This window comes from Paenibacillus sp. Y412MC10, from assembly GCF_000024685.1.
In the GTDB taxonomy this organism is placed as follows: Bacteria; Bacillota; Bacilli; order Paenibacillales; family Paenibacillaceae; genus Paenibacillus_AQ; species Paenibacillus_AQ lautus_A.
In genome coordinates this window covers 5682549-5696413 of the sequence record NC_013406.1, presented here as the reverse complement: position 1 = coordinate 5696413, position 13865 = coordinate 5682549, and the positions used below count along the sequence as shown (strand labels likewise).

Genomic DNA, 13865 nt, shown 5'->3' with positions numbered 1-13865 from the left:
GCATGATCATGATCAACCATAACCAATATGGATCAGGAAGGTGACACAACCATGAGTTCAAAACGTCGTCAATTGCATCTTGGATTGTTCTTATTCGGGACGGGCTATCATCCCGCGGGCTGGAGGCTGCCCGAAGGCAAAACGGACGGGGCTTACGATCCCCAGTTCCTGAAGGAGGTCGCCCAGAAGCTTGAAAAGGCCAAGTTCGATTTCTTTTTCCTGGGGGACCGATTGGCCACGAGCGCGGATATGCAGCATTTATTCCCTTCCCAAATGACGCGGCTGGAGCCGTTCACCATGCTGTCCTATCTGGCAGCGGCAACGGATAAAATCGGTTTGATCGGCACGGTGAACACCACCTATGCCGAGCCTTACAACATCGCACGCTTCACGGCATCGCTGGATCATCTCAGTCGGGGCCGGGCCTCATGGAATGTCGTGACAGGCTCCGATACGCGGGCTGCGCTGAATTTCAGCCGGGAGAAGCATTGGGATAACGCCAAGCGGTACGACTATGCCGAGGAATTCATCGAGATCGTCAGCGGGCTGTGGGACACCTGGGAGGATGACTCCCTTCCGCGGGACAAGGCAAGCGGCGTGTTCGCCGACGGCAGCAAGGTGCATGCCCTGGACCATGTCGGCGAGCATTTCTCCGTCGCCGGGCCGCTGAACATTCTGCGTCCGATACAGGGACAGCTTCCGCTGATCACGGCAGGAACCTCCCTGCGCAGCCAAATGCTGGCGGCCCAATACTCCGACATGGTCTTCACCGGAACGAACGTCAAAGAAGTCGCCGTGAAATTTTACAAGGAAGTGAAAGGGCGCCTGCCGGCGTATGGAAGGGAAGCTTCGGATTTGAAGGTCCTCCCCGGGCTGGTTCCGATCGTGGGCCGGACGGAGGAAGAAGCACGGGCCAAATATGCGGAGCTGAACGAACTGGTGGTGACCGATTTCGATCTGGGTCCACTTTCGGATAAGATCGGAATCGACCTGAGGGGATATTCGCTGGAGGATCCGCTGCCTGACCTATCCGCTTCGGAAGCCGCACTGCACTGGGCCGACTTGGCCAGAGGGGCGAACGGACGCGAGGATATTACGATCAGGGACCTGTTCTATTTCTTCACCGTCACGGTCCGCGGACATCTGCTCGTGGTCGGCAGCGCGCAGCAGGTGGCGGATATCATCGAAGAGTGGTTCCGGGATGAAGCGGCCGACGGGTTCAATGTTTGCCCTCCCTATATGCCTGGCGGTCTGGATCTGTTCCTGGAGCTGGTTGTGCCGGAGCTTCAGCGCAGAGGCTTGTTCCGCACCGAGTATGAAGGCAGCACCTTCCGGGAGCATTTGGGACTGAGCCGCCCAAGGAACCGTTATGACCTGATTGCGAAGGGGTGAGCCGGATGGGAACGAGGAATGCCAAGAAATTCCCCGGCATCTGGGCAGGTCAGGGGGCATTGCTGCTGGTCATACTGGGGATCTGCGAGGTTCTGGTTCGCACGGAGACCGTCAGCAGCTTGTATCTGCCTGCGCCTTCCCAAGTATTCCGCGAACTACTCAAGCTGTTCGGTGACGGGGAGATCTGGAAGCACCTGTACGTCACATTGGCCGAGTTCGTTGCGGGCTACGGCATTGCGGCCATTGGCGGGCTCGTCGTCGGCATGGCTCTGGTGCTGATCCCATGGGCGGAGCGGTTCTTCCGGCCGTACCTTTCGGCGCTGATGGCGATTCCGAAGGTAACGATCGTCCCGCTGCTGGCGCTCTGGCTCGGGATCGGGATCACGCATAAAATATCGATTGTGTTCCTGTTTTGTTTCTTTACGATCACGGTCAATACGATGACCGGAATCAAACAGACGGCGGACAACCATCTGAAGGTCGCCAAAGTATTCGAGGCGACGCGCTATCAGACCATCATGAAGGTGATATTGCCATCGGCTGCGCCCACCATTTTTGCCGCTCTCCGAATTTCGGCCGCTACCGGACTGGTCGGGGCGCTGTTCGGGGAGATGCTGGCGTCGAAGGATGGCCTTGGCAATATTCTCGTGAAGGCGACATCGCTGTACAATACCGCGCAGGCTTTTGCCATTGTAGCGCTGGTTACCGTCGTATCCGTACTTATCATTTCATTGATCGATTTGTTGGAACGCAGCGTTTTTTTGAAATGGAAATCATCATAGACCATCGGGCAAAAGCACCACTACCAGGGGGAGAGAACCATATGAACAGAAGAGGAATACGTCCATACCTAATAGCACTTGCGGCGCTATGGCTGATCGCCATGACGGCCGGCTGCGCAAGCGGTCAAGATAACGGGAAGGAAGCGGCACCGTCCGCCGGGGACGGAGAGAGCGCGGCAGGCGCCAAGCTGGAGAAGATCCGGTATGCGCCGCTTAGCGGGGTCAGCGGACTGGCGGTGTCCTTCGGGGCGGAGAAGGGTTTCTTTGAGGAGGAAGGACTCGACGTCGAATTTATCACCACCAAGGACCCGATAGCCGGTCTGACCAGCAAGGACATTGACGTGGTCGACGTGGCCACGACGACGGCGATCGTGGCTGCGGGCAAGGGCGCTCCCGTCAAAATCGTCTCCTCCATGTTCCGGACCAAGGGGCCGTTCTACCTGATCGCCTCGCCGGAGATCCAAAAGGTGGAAGACCTGAAGGGCAAGAAGGTGGGCATCGCCGTGTTCGGCAGCGGCTTGGAGGTATATACGCAGGTCATCCTGAAGGAGCACGGATTGAGTCCGGACGATGTGACCTTCATTGCCAACAGCACGCATCAGGCTGCTTACGCGAGTCTGGAAACCGGACAGGTCGACGCCACCATCATTCATGAACCGTTCGCTTCTCTGGCTGAAAAGCAGGGAAAGGGCCATATCATCGCTACAGGCTGGGATTACCTGCCGACCTTCCACACTGGGGTCCTGGCGGCCCGCGACGGTATTCTGGAAGAGAAACCGGAATTGGTCGAGAAGCTGCTGCGAGCTTACTTCAAATCGCAGGAGTATGCGAAGAGCCATCCGGACGAGTTTAAGACTTACTATCTGAACAACATCGAGATCGATCCCGAGGTGCTGGATCTGGCGCTGAAGCGCGAAGAGGTGCTGTGGGAGAACAATCCGGACGTGGACATCAACGCGTTGAATGATACCCAGCAGATTCAGAAGGAGCTGGGCTTCCAGGATGAGATCTACAAGGTGGAGGATATTCTGGACCTCAGGTTTATTCCGAAAAAATAAAGTATGGCAGGAGGCGTTCCTATGTCCGGCTTTACGGTTGAAAATGTCTCGAAGGTCTATGGCGGCGATCTTCCAACAATCTCGCTTCAAAATATAAACCTGCAGGTGAGGGACGGCGAATTTCTGTGCATCCTCGGGCCGAGCGGCTGCGGAAAAAGCACGCTGCTGGAGCTGCTGGCGGGATTGCAGCTTCCGACGGAGGGCGACATTTTGCTGGATGGCAAGAAGGTTCAGGGGCCTACGCGGAGCTCTGGGGTCGTATTCCAGGATGCATCCCTGTACCCGTGGCGCACCATTTCGCAGAACGTCGGCCTTGGGCTGGAGCTTGCCGGCATGAAAAAAGCGGAGCGGCAAACGCTCGTTGACAAATATCTGAGCATGGTCGGCTTGGAGGGATTCGGCTCGAAATATCCACATCATTTATCGGGTGGCATGCGGCAGCGAGCAGGGATCGCAAGGGCGCTCGTGAGCAGTCCCAACATCCTCCTGATGGACGAGCCGTTCGGCGCGGTGGACCATCTTACCCGGCTTCAGCTTCAGCAGGATCTGCTCCGCATATGGCAGGAGGAGCAGAAAACGGTGGTGTTTGTGACCCATGACGTATCCGAAGCCGTCTTTCTCGCAGACCGGGTCGTCCTGCTGTCCCCGCGCCCCGGGCGCATTCACCATATTTTCGACGTTCCCCATGAGCGTCCGCGCAAGCGGGAGGATGCCAGCCTTCTGAAGATTCAGAACGACATCTACGCTGCGATTTATGACGTCAAGACGGAAGAGGATTTGGAATTTACGATTTAAACGGCAGCTTGATATCAGAAGGGACGAGGAGCCTATGTCAAATATCGTAAGCAAGGAATGGGTGCTGGAACAGCTGCAGTCGAATCCGGGTCAGCTTGTCGTTGCGGACGTCCGATTCAGCCCGGGCGATGCGAATTACGGCTACGAGGCTTATCAGCGCGAGCATGTGCCCGGTGCCGTATTCGTTGATTTGAAAAAGGATTTGACGGATTCTCCAGGCGAGCACGGCGGCCGGAGCCCCTTGCCGCATACGGAGGAGCTGGCCCGGAGGCTCGGCAAGCTCGGGATCGATGCGAGTAGGCCCGTCGTTGTCTATGACGATGACCTTCGCCCGGAAGGTGCGCGGTTATGGTGGATTTTGAAATACCTGGGCCACGGTTCGGCATATATATTGGATGGAGGATTCGCCGGCTGGAAGTCGGCCGGATATCCGCTCACCTCGAAAAGAAGCGAGGCGGCTCCGCGCGTATTCCAGCCGAACGTGCGGGAGGAATGGCTGGCTGATGTGAATGAGGTGAGGGCAAAGATCGGCAAAACCGGCGTGACCCTGCTCGATTCAAGGGATTGGAAGCAGTTCACGGGAGAAACGGCACCACAGGATCCGGTGGCCGGACATATTCCGGGAGCGGCGCATGCCTATTGGAAGGACGGGATCGATGAAGACGGGACGCTAAAGGGAGCCGAGCGGCAGCGGGAGCGTTTTGCCGGGTTGTCCTTCGATGATGAAGTGATTGTATATTGCGGATCTGGGTTGTCGGCTTGCCCGAACGTGCTGGCTTTGCGGGAAGCCGGGTACCGCAAGGTGAAGCTGTACGCAGGCAGCTGGAGCGATTGGATCAGCTACAAGGACCATGAGATTGCCGCAGGTGAAGATTGATCATGGATCATGCTGAGACTGCCGCAAGTTAAGGTGCTTCTCGCAGGTTATCCCGACTTGACGTAAGGTTTATCGACGGTATAGTTGAAATCATAACCGTTCGAAATCGACATGCGGCAAGGGGGGGTAACAACCTTGATGGAATGTAAAAGTTTTATTGGCGCGCATGATGAACATTGGGAAGATGACGGCTTAAGAAGCCACCAGGAACTTGAGATTACGTTGATAATGGAAGGTAGCGGCCGCTTTTGCGCGCACGGCAGGGATGCGAGAGTGGAATCCGGGAACGTGGTTCTCATTCCGTCCGAGGTTCCCCATTCGTTCCACGCGTTGTCTCCTATACGCTTCGGCGTGCTTTTGGCAGACCGCATTCCGTCTGAGGTGAAGGAGCTGTTCGACAGGCTTATTCAGGATGGCCGCACTCGTATCATCGCCCTGTCCCGTCTGGATCGGGACCGTTATGAACGCTTGTTCCGCGAATGGCTGAGAATCCGTTCTGCTCCGTTGAAAGACCCGATACGGAATTATGCGGTCTGGGTGGAGCTGCTTTTATTGTTTCTTAACGAACACGCCCATTCCGATCATCAGGCGCTGTCCATCTCGTTCATCGGCGACTACATCCGGCAGTATATCCGGGATCCAATGCATGTCTCTACCCTGGCGGAAATGGCGGGGCTGTCCGAGGATGGCTTCCGCAAGCAGTTCGCCAAAATATACGGCATGACCCCGAAGCAGTACCAGCAGCAATGCCGGCTTGCGGAAGCGAAGTGGCTCTTAAGCTCCTCCGATAAAGACCTCCAGTCGCTTGCCGAATCGGTCGGCTTCTCCCAGCTTCACTCGTTCTCGCTCTGGTTCAAAAAAATGGAGGGCTGCCCCCCATCGGAGTGGAGAAACCGGCAGCGCCTATATCATCACTAACGCGCTTACGATAGCCTACCGCGGATGCAGACGGGTTTTGCGTAAATTTGGTTCGGTTTTCGGTAACGACTTCCTCTTCCGGATCCAATAGGATAAGGATACTTGAAGCGTAGGCGTTTCGCTTCAGGTTATCCTGACGGACAGAAAGGGAGGTTTGTTATGAAGGTGACCATCGGACAACGGGAATTGGAGTGGGGAGGTAAATACCTCACGGAATTAAGAGACTGCAATGACATGCTGGAGGATACGGTCGCGCTGCGAAACCGGCTGCAGGAGGATGGATATCTCCTGATTCGCGGTTTCCATAAGCGGGAACAGGTCTTGAACGCAAGAATGGAGTTCTTGAATAAACTCGGGGCCATGGGCAGGCTGGATCCCCATGCCCTTGGCGAAGACGGGATCATCGGATCGGAGAACAAGGGCGGAATGTGGGGCGGCAGTACCGAGGAATTGAAGCCGGATTTCCCCCAGTTTTTGGACGTTGTCAATTCGCCAGCGGTGCTGGACTTCTTTGGACGATTGCTGGGCGGAGCCGCGATGACATACCACTACAAGTGGCCGCGCGCCGTCGCTCGCGGAGGCAATACCGGCGCTCATTACGATGTTGTGTATATGGGTAGAGGCACGAAGGATTTGTACACTATGTGGACGCCGTTTGGGGATATCCCTCTTGAAATGGGAACGTTGGCGATGTGTCTCGGGTCCCAGCATTTTACGAAAATCAAGATGACCTACGGGGAAATGGACGTTGATCGTGACAATGTTGCCACGGGCTGGTTCTCCGAGGATCCCGTCGAGATTGTGGACCGTTACGGCGGGCAATGGGCGACGACCGCTTTTGAAGCCGGAGACGCCATTATATTCGGAATGTATATGATGCATACCTCGCTGAACAACAGCACCAACCGTTACCGAATCAGCGCGGATACCCGTTATCAGCTTGCATCCGAACCGGTGGATGAGCGATGGATCGGCCGCAAACCCAAAGGTCATTATGCTTGGGGACGCACACCGCAGAAGTCCGTAGCCGAAGCCCGCAAGGAATGGGGAGTATAAGAGTTCTAATGGCTTAAGCTCAGATTTGCAAGTAGAGTACATCGCAAAAAAGAACACAAAGCTCGTCGACCAGATCACTGGAGGCATGGCCATGAAGCCGTGCCTCTTTGTTATTTTTATGCGGTGAAGGCAGGCGTATCATGCTCCGCATGTTGCATTTGGCAGGAAGCATTTTATTTGAGGCGGGAGGGATTTCATGTGAAGGAGATGGTCTTCGAGCATGCCAATATGAAGTACGGCATACCTTCGGACATGGAAAGAAAGGGCGGAATCTGGATTCTCCGTGCAGGCCGGAGTTTGGCCAGGCCCAACTACAGCGTCGGCCCCAAAATATCCGAGAACTATGCGCTGCATTTTGTCCTGAACGGGAAAATCTCGCTGGCATTCGGGGATAAGGTGGTTACGTTGTCGGCAGGAGATGCCTTTTGCCTGTTTCCTCATACGAGGTACAGTTATTGGGAACCGAACGGCGATCCCGAACCGACGCTGCGCATGCAGTGGATCGTCTTGGACGGAGAAGCAGCGGAGAGCGCATTGACCCGAATCGGGCTGCACCCCTCCACGCCCTTTCTGCATAACGTGATGAAGGGCGGGCTGCAGGCGGTGCTGGATCAAATTTACGGGTGCGTGGATGACGATACCATCGGTCACGAGTTTGGACGGCAGAAGCGGTTGTATCAGCTGTTTGAACTTTTGGCTGCCGCTCCGGCCAAAAGAGAAACGAAACCGAACTGGCTCGAACAAAGCGTGCACTACATGGATTCCCACTACATGGAAGGGATCACGGTGACGGATGTGGTCCATCAAGCCGGCGTGCACCGGACGCATCTGTACTGCGAATTCATTCGGGTGCATGGCATCAGTCCGAGCCATTATTTGATGAAGCTGCGGATGGAGCGGGCAGCGGTTCTGCTGACCGAAACCGACGTGTCCGTGACGGAGGTGGCGTTCTCGCTGGGATATTCCAATCTCCACACGTTTTCGAGAGCATTCGCTAAGTATTATCGCATATCGCCTACTTCGTATCGGCTGCAGCATGCGCCGGTACCAATGTAGTCTAGTTGAGTAGGAAAGGGTATGCATAACAAGACTGTGACAGGGAGAAGCCCGCAAGACCTGTTGCAGTCTTTTTCGCTTGTATAGGCAGCAAGTGCCGTTAAATAGTGTCGTTTTATCCTTGGAATGGCTAAGATTTCCAGATCTTTTGCATGTAGGATAGAATTGATCAACCATCCTTGGTGGCTATCACATCCATTTTGATGAAGGGAGGAGTTAAAACGATCAGGGCTTACGGGGAGCACGGTATCTTTGTTCTTGCATCCTATTATTACATTTCAAGAAAGAGGTGTTATTCATGAAAAAGCTAAGTGTGTTCAGAAAGAAAATGACGACAATGCTTATGGCTGGCAGCTTGTTATGCGGATTGTTGGTACCGATTCAAGCGTCGGCTGCCGACGTTGCATTTAATGAGCCGCTGAACGGCAAGAACCCTAATCTGTTTTATACTTCCGACGGCTGGGCGAACGGCCCGGATTTCGGAGTGGGCTGGAAGGCGGCAAACCAGGAGTTCTCTAACGGAATTATGGCTTTACGGCTTGACAATGCGGGATGTCCTGCGAGCTGCTCGGGCAAATCCTATGCTTCCGGTGAATATGCGACACATCTGAAGTACGGCTACGGCCGGGTTGAAGCGCGGATCAAAGCGGCTAAGGGAACGGGCTTGGTGACGAGCCTCTTTACGTATTCCGGTCAAGCCACAGGCACGTCCAATGACGAAATCGATATTGAAATTCTGGGGAAGGACACTACGAAGATGGAAACGAATTATTTTACGAATGGCGTAGGCCAGCACAGCACCGTCATTGATTTGGGGTTTGACGCCTCACTTGATTTTCATAACTATGCGTTCGAATGGTCACCATCATCCATCAAGTGGTACGTAGACGGCCAACTGGTCCATACGGAGAATGGCTCCCGCGGGGCGCTCCCGACGAGTCCGGGCCATATCATGGTTAATCTGTGGTCAGGGTCAGGACCGGCTGAGATATGGACCGGAACATTCAATTACCCGGGTTCGCCGATACGCGCGTACTATGACTGGATCAAATTCACGCCGGCCAACTAGTTTATCGGGAATTCAGCCGATGATTTTATCAGGTATGTTGGAGTTTCTTTGATGAGCATCCGCTCAGTGTTCTGGAATCATCGCACCAACAACAAGCTGCCCCAGGTCAGAAATGACATTTGGGGCAGCTTTTTATTTACAACTATGGAATATAGATGATAGAGTTTTTTACAACAAATGTATGGATGCAACGCTTACAAAAAAATATCGGTTATGGAGGGATTTATCATGCCATCGATCATGCGGGAAGAAGCGATACCGAAGGAAAAAGTAATATTAGCCAAGAATTATCCGATTTTTGTCGCCGATACGATTGGCGTGACCAGCCCCTATCAGAAGCTTCATTGGCACAACGTGCTGGAGATAAATTACATTAAATCCGGTATGGGTTACTACATCATCAACGGGCAAAAATTTGAATTCCAGCAAGGGGATGTGCTTCTCATCAACTCGAATGATCTTCACTGCGCTTACGAGACGAAGGATCTGGTCATGACTGTCATTTCATTTGATTCGACTTGGTTTATCCATAACCTCCGGTTCGATCCGGAACTGTTCAGCCCGTTCCGCGAGATGGGCAAACATTACATGAACCTGATCCCCCGCGACCATCCGGCCATGGGGAAGCTGCGTTCGCTGCTGTTTGAGCTGCAGGAGGAGCATGTGGGGGAACAGCGGTCTTACGCTACGGTCGTGTACTCGCTTCTGCTCCAATTCCTGGCCACCGTAAACCGGCAGTGCCGGATCGAAGGGGAGGGCGGAAGCGAACCCAGCATCAGCGAACGGCAGCTGGAGAAAATGCGTCAAGTCATCATGGTGATGGAGCAAAATTTCGCTCACCCCTGGACGCTGGAGGAGTTGGCTTCCCTGGTCTATCTCAGTCCTTCCAGGTTCAGCGAAATATTCAAGCGCGCGGTCGGCATGCCGCCCCTCTTGTACCTGATCCACATTCGCCTGGAGCAGGCGGTCACAATGCTGGAAGGAGGCCATATGAAAGTGATGGACGTCGCCCTGGAATGCGGCTTCCGCACGCTGACCAATTTTAATCGTCTGTTCAAAAAGCACATCGGCATGACGCCGAAGGCTTCACAAAAGCAACATTCCTAAAAACCAGTGAAATAGTGCTGGTTTTTGCTTGTTTTAGCAGAGAAATGAGCCTGGTCAGGCGATACAATAAAGTGGCAAGCATCTCAAGAATGTGTCAATAAACCTAACACAAAATAAAAAGGGGGAGATGCCAATGCCGCAAATCGGGATCGACAGCAGGGCGGAGACACCTGTGAAGAAAGGGCGCTTGCGCCGCTTTCTGAAGCAATGGGATATACAGCTGATGGTGCTTCCGGCCATGATGTTCATTCTGGTCTTCAGCTACATTCCCATGTACGGAGTGCTCATGGCATTCCAGGACTACAGTTTGTTCAAGGGGTTTCTGAACAGTCCCTGGGTCGGCTTCAAGCATTTTGAAATGTTCTTTGAAGCGCCGGAGTTCTGGACCATTATGCGGAACACCCTGGTCATCAGCCTGCTGAAGCTGTGTATCGGGTTCCCGGCACCCATCCTGCTTGCGTTGATGCTTAATGAAGTAGGGAGGCGTTCCTTCAAACGGATCGTCCAGACGATCAGTTATCTGCCCCATTTTTTGTCATGGGTCATCGTCTCCGGTTTTGCGATATCGATTCTATCGACGGATAACGGCAGTCTGAACATTCTGCTGCAGAAGCTGAGCCTGATCGATGAACCGATCAATTTTCTGTCGGAGCCGAAGTACTTCTGGAGCATCCTGACGGTAACGAATGTGTGGAAGGAGATCGGCTTCTCCTCCATTGTGTACTTGGCGGCCATCGCGGGCATCAATCCCCAGTTGTATGAAGCGGCTTCGATTGACGGCGCGAGCCGTCTGAAACAGATTATCTCCATCACCATTCCATCCATCATGCCGATCATCGTCGTGTTCTCGATTTTGGCGATCGGCAACTTCCTGAATGCCGGTTTTGAGGACATTTTGCTTCTGGCGGGCAATCCGGTATTGCGGGATGTCAGCGACGTGCTGGACACGTACGTCTACCGGATTGGCATTCAGAACAGCCGATTCTCCTACGCAACGGCGGCAGGTCTATTCAAGGCGATCATCAGCGTATTGTTGTTGGCCGGAGCCAACTACTGGGCCCGACGGTCGGGGAACAGCCTATGGTAGGGCAGAAAGGGGGGAGATGCATATGAGGCTGTCAAACGGAGATCGGGTATTCGTTGGGTTCATCTACGGCTCTTTGGCATTGCTGGCATTTATCGCGCTGTACCCATTCTGGAACGCTGCCGTCATCTCGTTTAACTCGGGGACCGACACGATGCAGGGCGGCATTACGTTCTGGCCGCGCGAATTCACGCTGGAGAATTACCGCGTAGTGTTCAAGGACGAACGCCTCATTGACGGGTTCGTCATCTCGGTGCTCCGTACGGTGACCGGTACTTTTCTCTCCATTGTAGCAACCGCCATATTCGCTTATGGCATATCCAAACGCGAGTTGATGGGCCGGAATTTTTATATGATCACCTGCATCGTGACGATGTACTTCAGCGGCGGACTCATTCCGAATTATTTGCTTATTCGGGAGCTGGGCCTGATGAATTCGTTCTGGGTTATGGTCGTACCAGGCATCATCAGCGTGTGGAATATGATTATATTCCGGACGTTCTTTAAGGGCATTCCGCCCGGCCTTGAGGAGTCGGCCCATATCGACGGTTCCTCGAACTGGGGCGTATTCTTCCGAATCGTGCTTCCGCTATCGGGACCGGTCATTGCGACGCTGTCGTTGTTCACGGCCGTGTATCATTGGAATGATTGGTTTGCGCCAAGCATTTACATATCCAACACGGATCTGCTGCCGATACAGACGAAGCTTCAGCAGATCCTCAATGCCAATATCATGATGGAACAGATGCAGAACATGGATGCCGCGGCGCAGGGCCGGATGAGCGCGATGAAGGCCGTTACGACCAAGTCCTTGTCCATGGCGACCATGATGGTGGCAACCGTCCCGATCCTGTGCGTATACCCGTTCGTTCAGAAGTATTTTGTGAAGGGCGTATTAATCGGTTCTTTGAAGGAGTAATTCACCAGCCATCTTGCCAAGGGTTTGAAGCGGCAGCTTTGACCATAGATGAATCATGAAGGGAGCACTTGGAATGAAAAAAAGGGGAAAAAGGCTTCTATCCGCATGGTCAGTCACGCTTGTCATCATTATGGCTTTAACGGGATGTTCGGGTTCGGGAGGGAATGCCGCAAGCCCGGAGAAGGAAGGCCCAAGCTCGCAAAACAATGAGAAACCAGCCGGAGAGGATACCTTTGTGCTGGGAGAGAAGCCGCTGGAATTCTCGTTCTATGGCCACTATGACTGGTATACGATGCCGGATTGGGGCGCGGATCTTGCAACCAAGTGGATCCAGGAGAACAAGAAGGTCAACGTGGTTCCGGTCAGCTCCGGCGGCGTTGCCAAGAACAAGCTCAGTACGATGATCGTGTCGGGGGAGCTGCCGGATGTCATATGGATGGAACGGGGCGCGGAGGTCGAGAAGCTGCGTGCCGAGGGCATGCTGGTGCCGTTCGACGATTATCTGGATAAATACCCGAATCTGAAAAAATGGGCCGGGGAGTCCACACTTGATTTGCTTCGCTCGCCGGACGGAAAGCTTTATCAATTCCCGAACTGGTATACAACGCAGCCGAACGGCAATGCCGGCTATCTCGTCAATAAAAAGATATACGAGGAGCTTGGATCGCCAAAACTGGAAACGCCGGATGATCTGTACGCCTATTTGAAGCAAGTGAAGGCAAAGTATCCGGATGTCGTTCCTCTTGAGGTTGGCCAATCGGCAGCGGGCGTGGACATCATGGTATCTGCTTTTGCCGAGAACCGCCCGTATACGTTCAACAGTATGATCGCTGTACCTCAGGGGGATCAACTCGTGTCGCTGTTTACGGATCCCGTTTATCGCGAGCTGCTTCAATACATGAGCCGATTGTACCGCGAGAAACTCATTACGCAGGATGCCTTCACGCAGAAGCTGGAGCAAGTCGAGCAGAAGATTCTGAGCGGCAACGTAGCGGTTTATGTAGCCTCCAGCCCGACCGAGTTCGGTTCCAAGGGCAACAATTTGCTGAAGGCGCAGGACCCGGATGCCGGTTACATCATGATATGGCCGGTACACAAGGAAGGATTGGATCGCGACAAGATTTTCCCGGGCGATTACAAGCAGCTAGGCTGGAATGTCAGCGTCATCACGCAAGCGGCGAAAGATCCGGAAGCTATCTTTGCATTCCTGGATTGGTTCACCGGTCCCGAGGGCCAGCGGACGATCATGTGGGGACCTGAAGGCTTGTACTGGGACGGGACGGACGAAGAGGACATGCCGCTGTTCACCGATAAATTCACCAGCGATGCGAAGGGGCGCGATGAGTTGATGAACGCCACGGTGAACTTCCAGTGGAACGGCAACACGGTGTATGTCGACAATTCCAAGATGAAATTCGAATCCACGCTGCCGCCGGAGAAGCGGAACTTTGAAACGTATTGGCAATCGGAGATTACCTGGAAGACGCAGATGAACACGACGGAGTACGTCAACCTCGATCCGGCAGGCGATTCCGAGGAGGGCATAATTGCGCAGCGCGTGTTCGAAATTTATGAGCAGGCCAGAGCCAAGGCGATCAGCTCGGCCTCCTCGGATCAGGAAGTGCTCTCGCTTCTGGATAAGGCAGAGGCAGATGCGCAAAAAGCGGGTTACGACAAGCTATTACAGTACAAAACAGCAAAATGGCAGGAGAATAAGCAGAAGATGAAAGCATCGAAATAAACGTCGCGGCG

The 13865-nt window shown here is 54.0% G+C and carries 13 protein-coding genes; all 13 read left to right on the top strand.

The window, feature by feature from the left end; all coding sequences use genetic code 11:
• The first annotated feature begins 51 nt into the window (after positions 1-51).
• Entirely contained in the window at positions 52-1392 is a 1341-nt protein-coding gene (locus GYMC10_RS24875) for an LLM class flavin-dependent oxidoreductase (protein WP_015737074.1), read from the top strand.
• 5 nt (positions 1393-1397) lie between these two features.
• Positions 1398-2174 carry an ABC transporter permease gene (locus tag GYMC10_RS24870; protein ID WP_015737073.1) on the top strand — a complete coding sequence of 259 codons (777 nt, stop codon included), beginning with the start codon at positions 1398-1400 and terminating at the stop codon, positions 2172-2174.
• 41 nt (positions 2175-2215) lie between these two features.
• The gene (locus GYMC10_RS24865) at positions 2216-3232 is read left to right on the top strand and encodes an ABC transporter substrate-binding protein (protein WP_015737072.1); all 1017 of its coding nucleotides are present in this window, start codon (positions 2216-2218) and stop codon (positions 3230-3232) included.
• Between the two features lie 21 nt (positions 3233-3253).
• Entirely contained in the window at positions 3254-4027 is a 774-nt protein-coding gene (locus GYMC10_RS24860; RefSeq protein WP_015737071.1) for an ABC transporter ATP-binding protein, read from the top strand.
• A gap of 34 nt (positions 4028-4061) precedes the next feature.
• A complete protein-coding gene (locus GYMC10_RS24855; protein ID WP_015737070.1) occupies positions 4062-4904 on the top strand; it encodes a sulfurtransferase in 843 nt (280 codons plus the stop codon).
• A 138-nt stretch (positions 4905-5042) separates the two neighbouring features.
• The gene (locus GYMC10_RS24850) at positions 5043-5822 is read left to right on the top strand and encodes a helix-turn-helix domain-containing protein (RefSeq protein WP_041622053.1); all 780 of its coding nucleotides are present in this window, start codon (positions 5043-5045) and stop codon (positions 5820-5822) included.
• 159 nt (positions 5823-5981) lie between these two features.
• Positions 5982-6878, top strand: a complete 897-nt coding sequence (locus tag GYMC10_RS24845; RefSeq protein WP_015737068.1) for a phytanoyl-CoA dioxygenase family protein — start codon at positions 5982-5984, stop codon at positions 6876-6878.
• A gap of 207 nt (positions 6879-7085) precedes the next feature.
• On the top strand, positions 7086-7934 hold the full coding sequence (locus tag GYMC10_RS24840) for an AraC family transcriptional regulator (protein ID WP_260871419.1): 849 nt from the start codon (positions 7086-7088) through the stop codon (positions 7932-7934).
• Between the two features lie 298 nt (positions 7935-8232).
• Positions 8233-9003, top strand: a complete 771-nt coding sequence (gene bglS, locus GYMC10_RS24835) for a beta-glucanase (RefSeq protein WP_015737066.1) — start codon at positions 8233-8235, stop codon at positions 9001-9003.
• Between the two features lie 228 nt (positions 9004-9231).
• Entirely contained in the window at positions 9232-10110 is an 879-nt protein-coding gene (locus GYMC10_RS24830) for an AraC family transcriptional regulator (RefSeq protein WP_015737064.1), read from the top strand.
• Positions 10111-10243: 133 nt separating this feature from the next.
• Positions 10244-11197: an ABC transporter permease gene (locus GYMC10_RS24825; protein WP_015737063.1), complete on the top strand. Its 954-nt coding sequence runs from the start codon at positions 10244-10246 to the stop codon at positions 11195-11197.
• 22 nt (positions 11198-11219) lie between these two features.
• The gene (locus GYMC10_RS24820; RefSeq protein WP_015737062.1) at positions 11220-12113 is read left to right on the top strand and encodes a carbohydrate ABC transporter permease; all 894 of its coding nucleotides are present in this window, start codon (positions 11220-11222) and stop codon (positions 12111-12113) included.
• A gap of 73 nt (positions 12114-12186) precedes the next feature.
• A complete protein-coding gene (locus tag GYMC10_RS24815; RefSeq protein WP_015737061.1) occupies positions 12187-13854 on the top strand; it encodes an ABC transporter substrate-binding protein in 1668 nt (555 codons plus the stop codon).
• Positions 13855-13865 lie beyond the last annotated feature (11 nt).

Excerpts from the sequence above, each read along its gene's own strand:
- GYMC10_RS24845 (WP_015737068.1), top strand. The coding sequence starts at position 5,982 with ATGAAGGTGACCATCGGACAACGGGAATTGGAGTGGGGAGGTAAATAC.
- GYMC10_RS24870 (WP_015737073.1), top strand. The coding sequence starts at position 1,398 with ATGGGAACGAGGAATGCCAAGAAATTCCCCGGCATCTGGGCAGGTCAG.
- GYMC10_RS24840 (WP_260871419.1), top strand. The coding sequence starts at position 7,086 with ATGGTCTTCGAGCATGCCAATATGAAGTACGGCATACCTTCGGACATG.
- GYMC10_RS24860 (WP_015737071.1), top strand. The coding sequence starts at position 3,254 with ATGTCCGGCTTTACGGTTGAAAATGTCTCGAAGGTCTATGGCGGCGAT.
- GYMC10_RS24875 (WP_015737074.1), top strand. The coding sequence starts at position 52 with ATGAGTTCAAAACGTCGTCAATTGCATCTTGGATTGTTCTTATTCGGG.
- GYMC10_RS24865 (WP_015737072.1), top strand. The coding sequence starts at position 2,216 with ATGAACAGAAGAGGAATACGTCCATACCTAATAGCACTTGCGGCGCTA.
- GYMC10_RS24815 (WP_015737061.1), top strand. The coding sequence starts at position 12,187 with ATGAAAAAAAGGGGAAAAAGGCTTCTATCCGCATGGTCAGTCACGCTT.
- GYMC10_RS24850 (WP_041622053.1), top strand. The coding sequence starts at position 5,043 with ATGGAATGTAAAAGTTTTATTGGCGCGCATGATGAACATTGGGAAGAT.
- GYMC10_RS24855 (WP_015737070.1), top strand. The coding sequence starts at position 4,062 with ATGTCAAATATCGTAAGCAAGGAATGGGTGCTGGAACAGCTGCAGTCG.
- GYMC10_RS24825 (WP_015737063.1), top strand. The coding sequence starts at position 10,244 with ATGCCGCAAATCGGGATCGACAGCAGGGCGGAGACACCTGTGAAGAAA.
- GYMC10_RS24830 (WP_015737064.1), top strand. The coding sequence starts at position 9,232 with ATGCCATCGATCATGCGGGAAGAAGCGATACCGAAGGAAAAAGTAATA.
- bglS (WP_015737066.1), top strand. The coding sequence starts at position 8,233 with ATGAAAAAGCTAAGTGTGTTCAGAAAGAAAATGACGACAATGCTTATG.
- GYMC10_RS24820 (WP_015737062.1), top strand. The coding sequence starts at position 11,220 with ATGAGGCTGTCAAACGGAGATCGGGTATTCGTTGGGTTCATCTACGGC.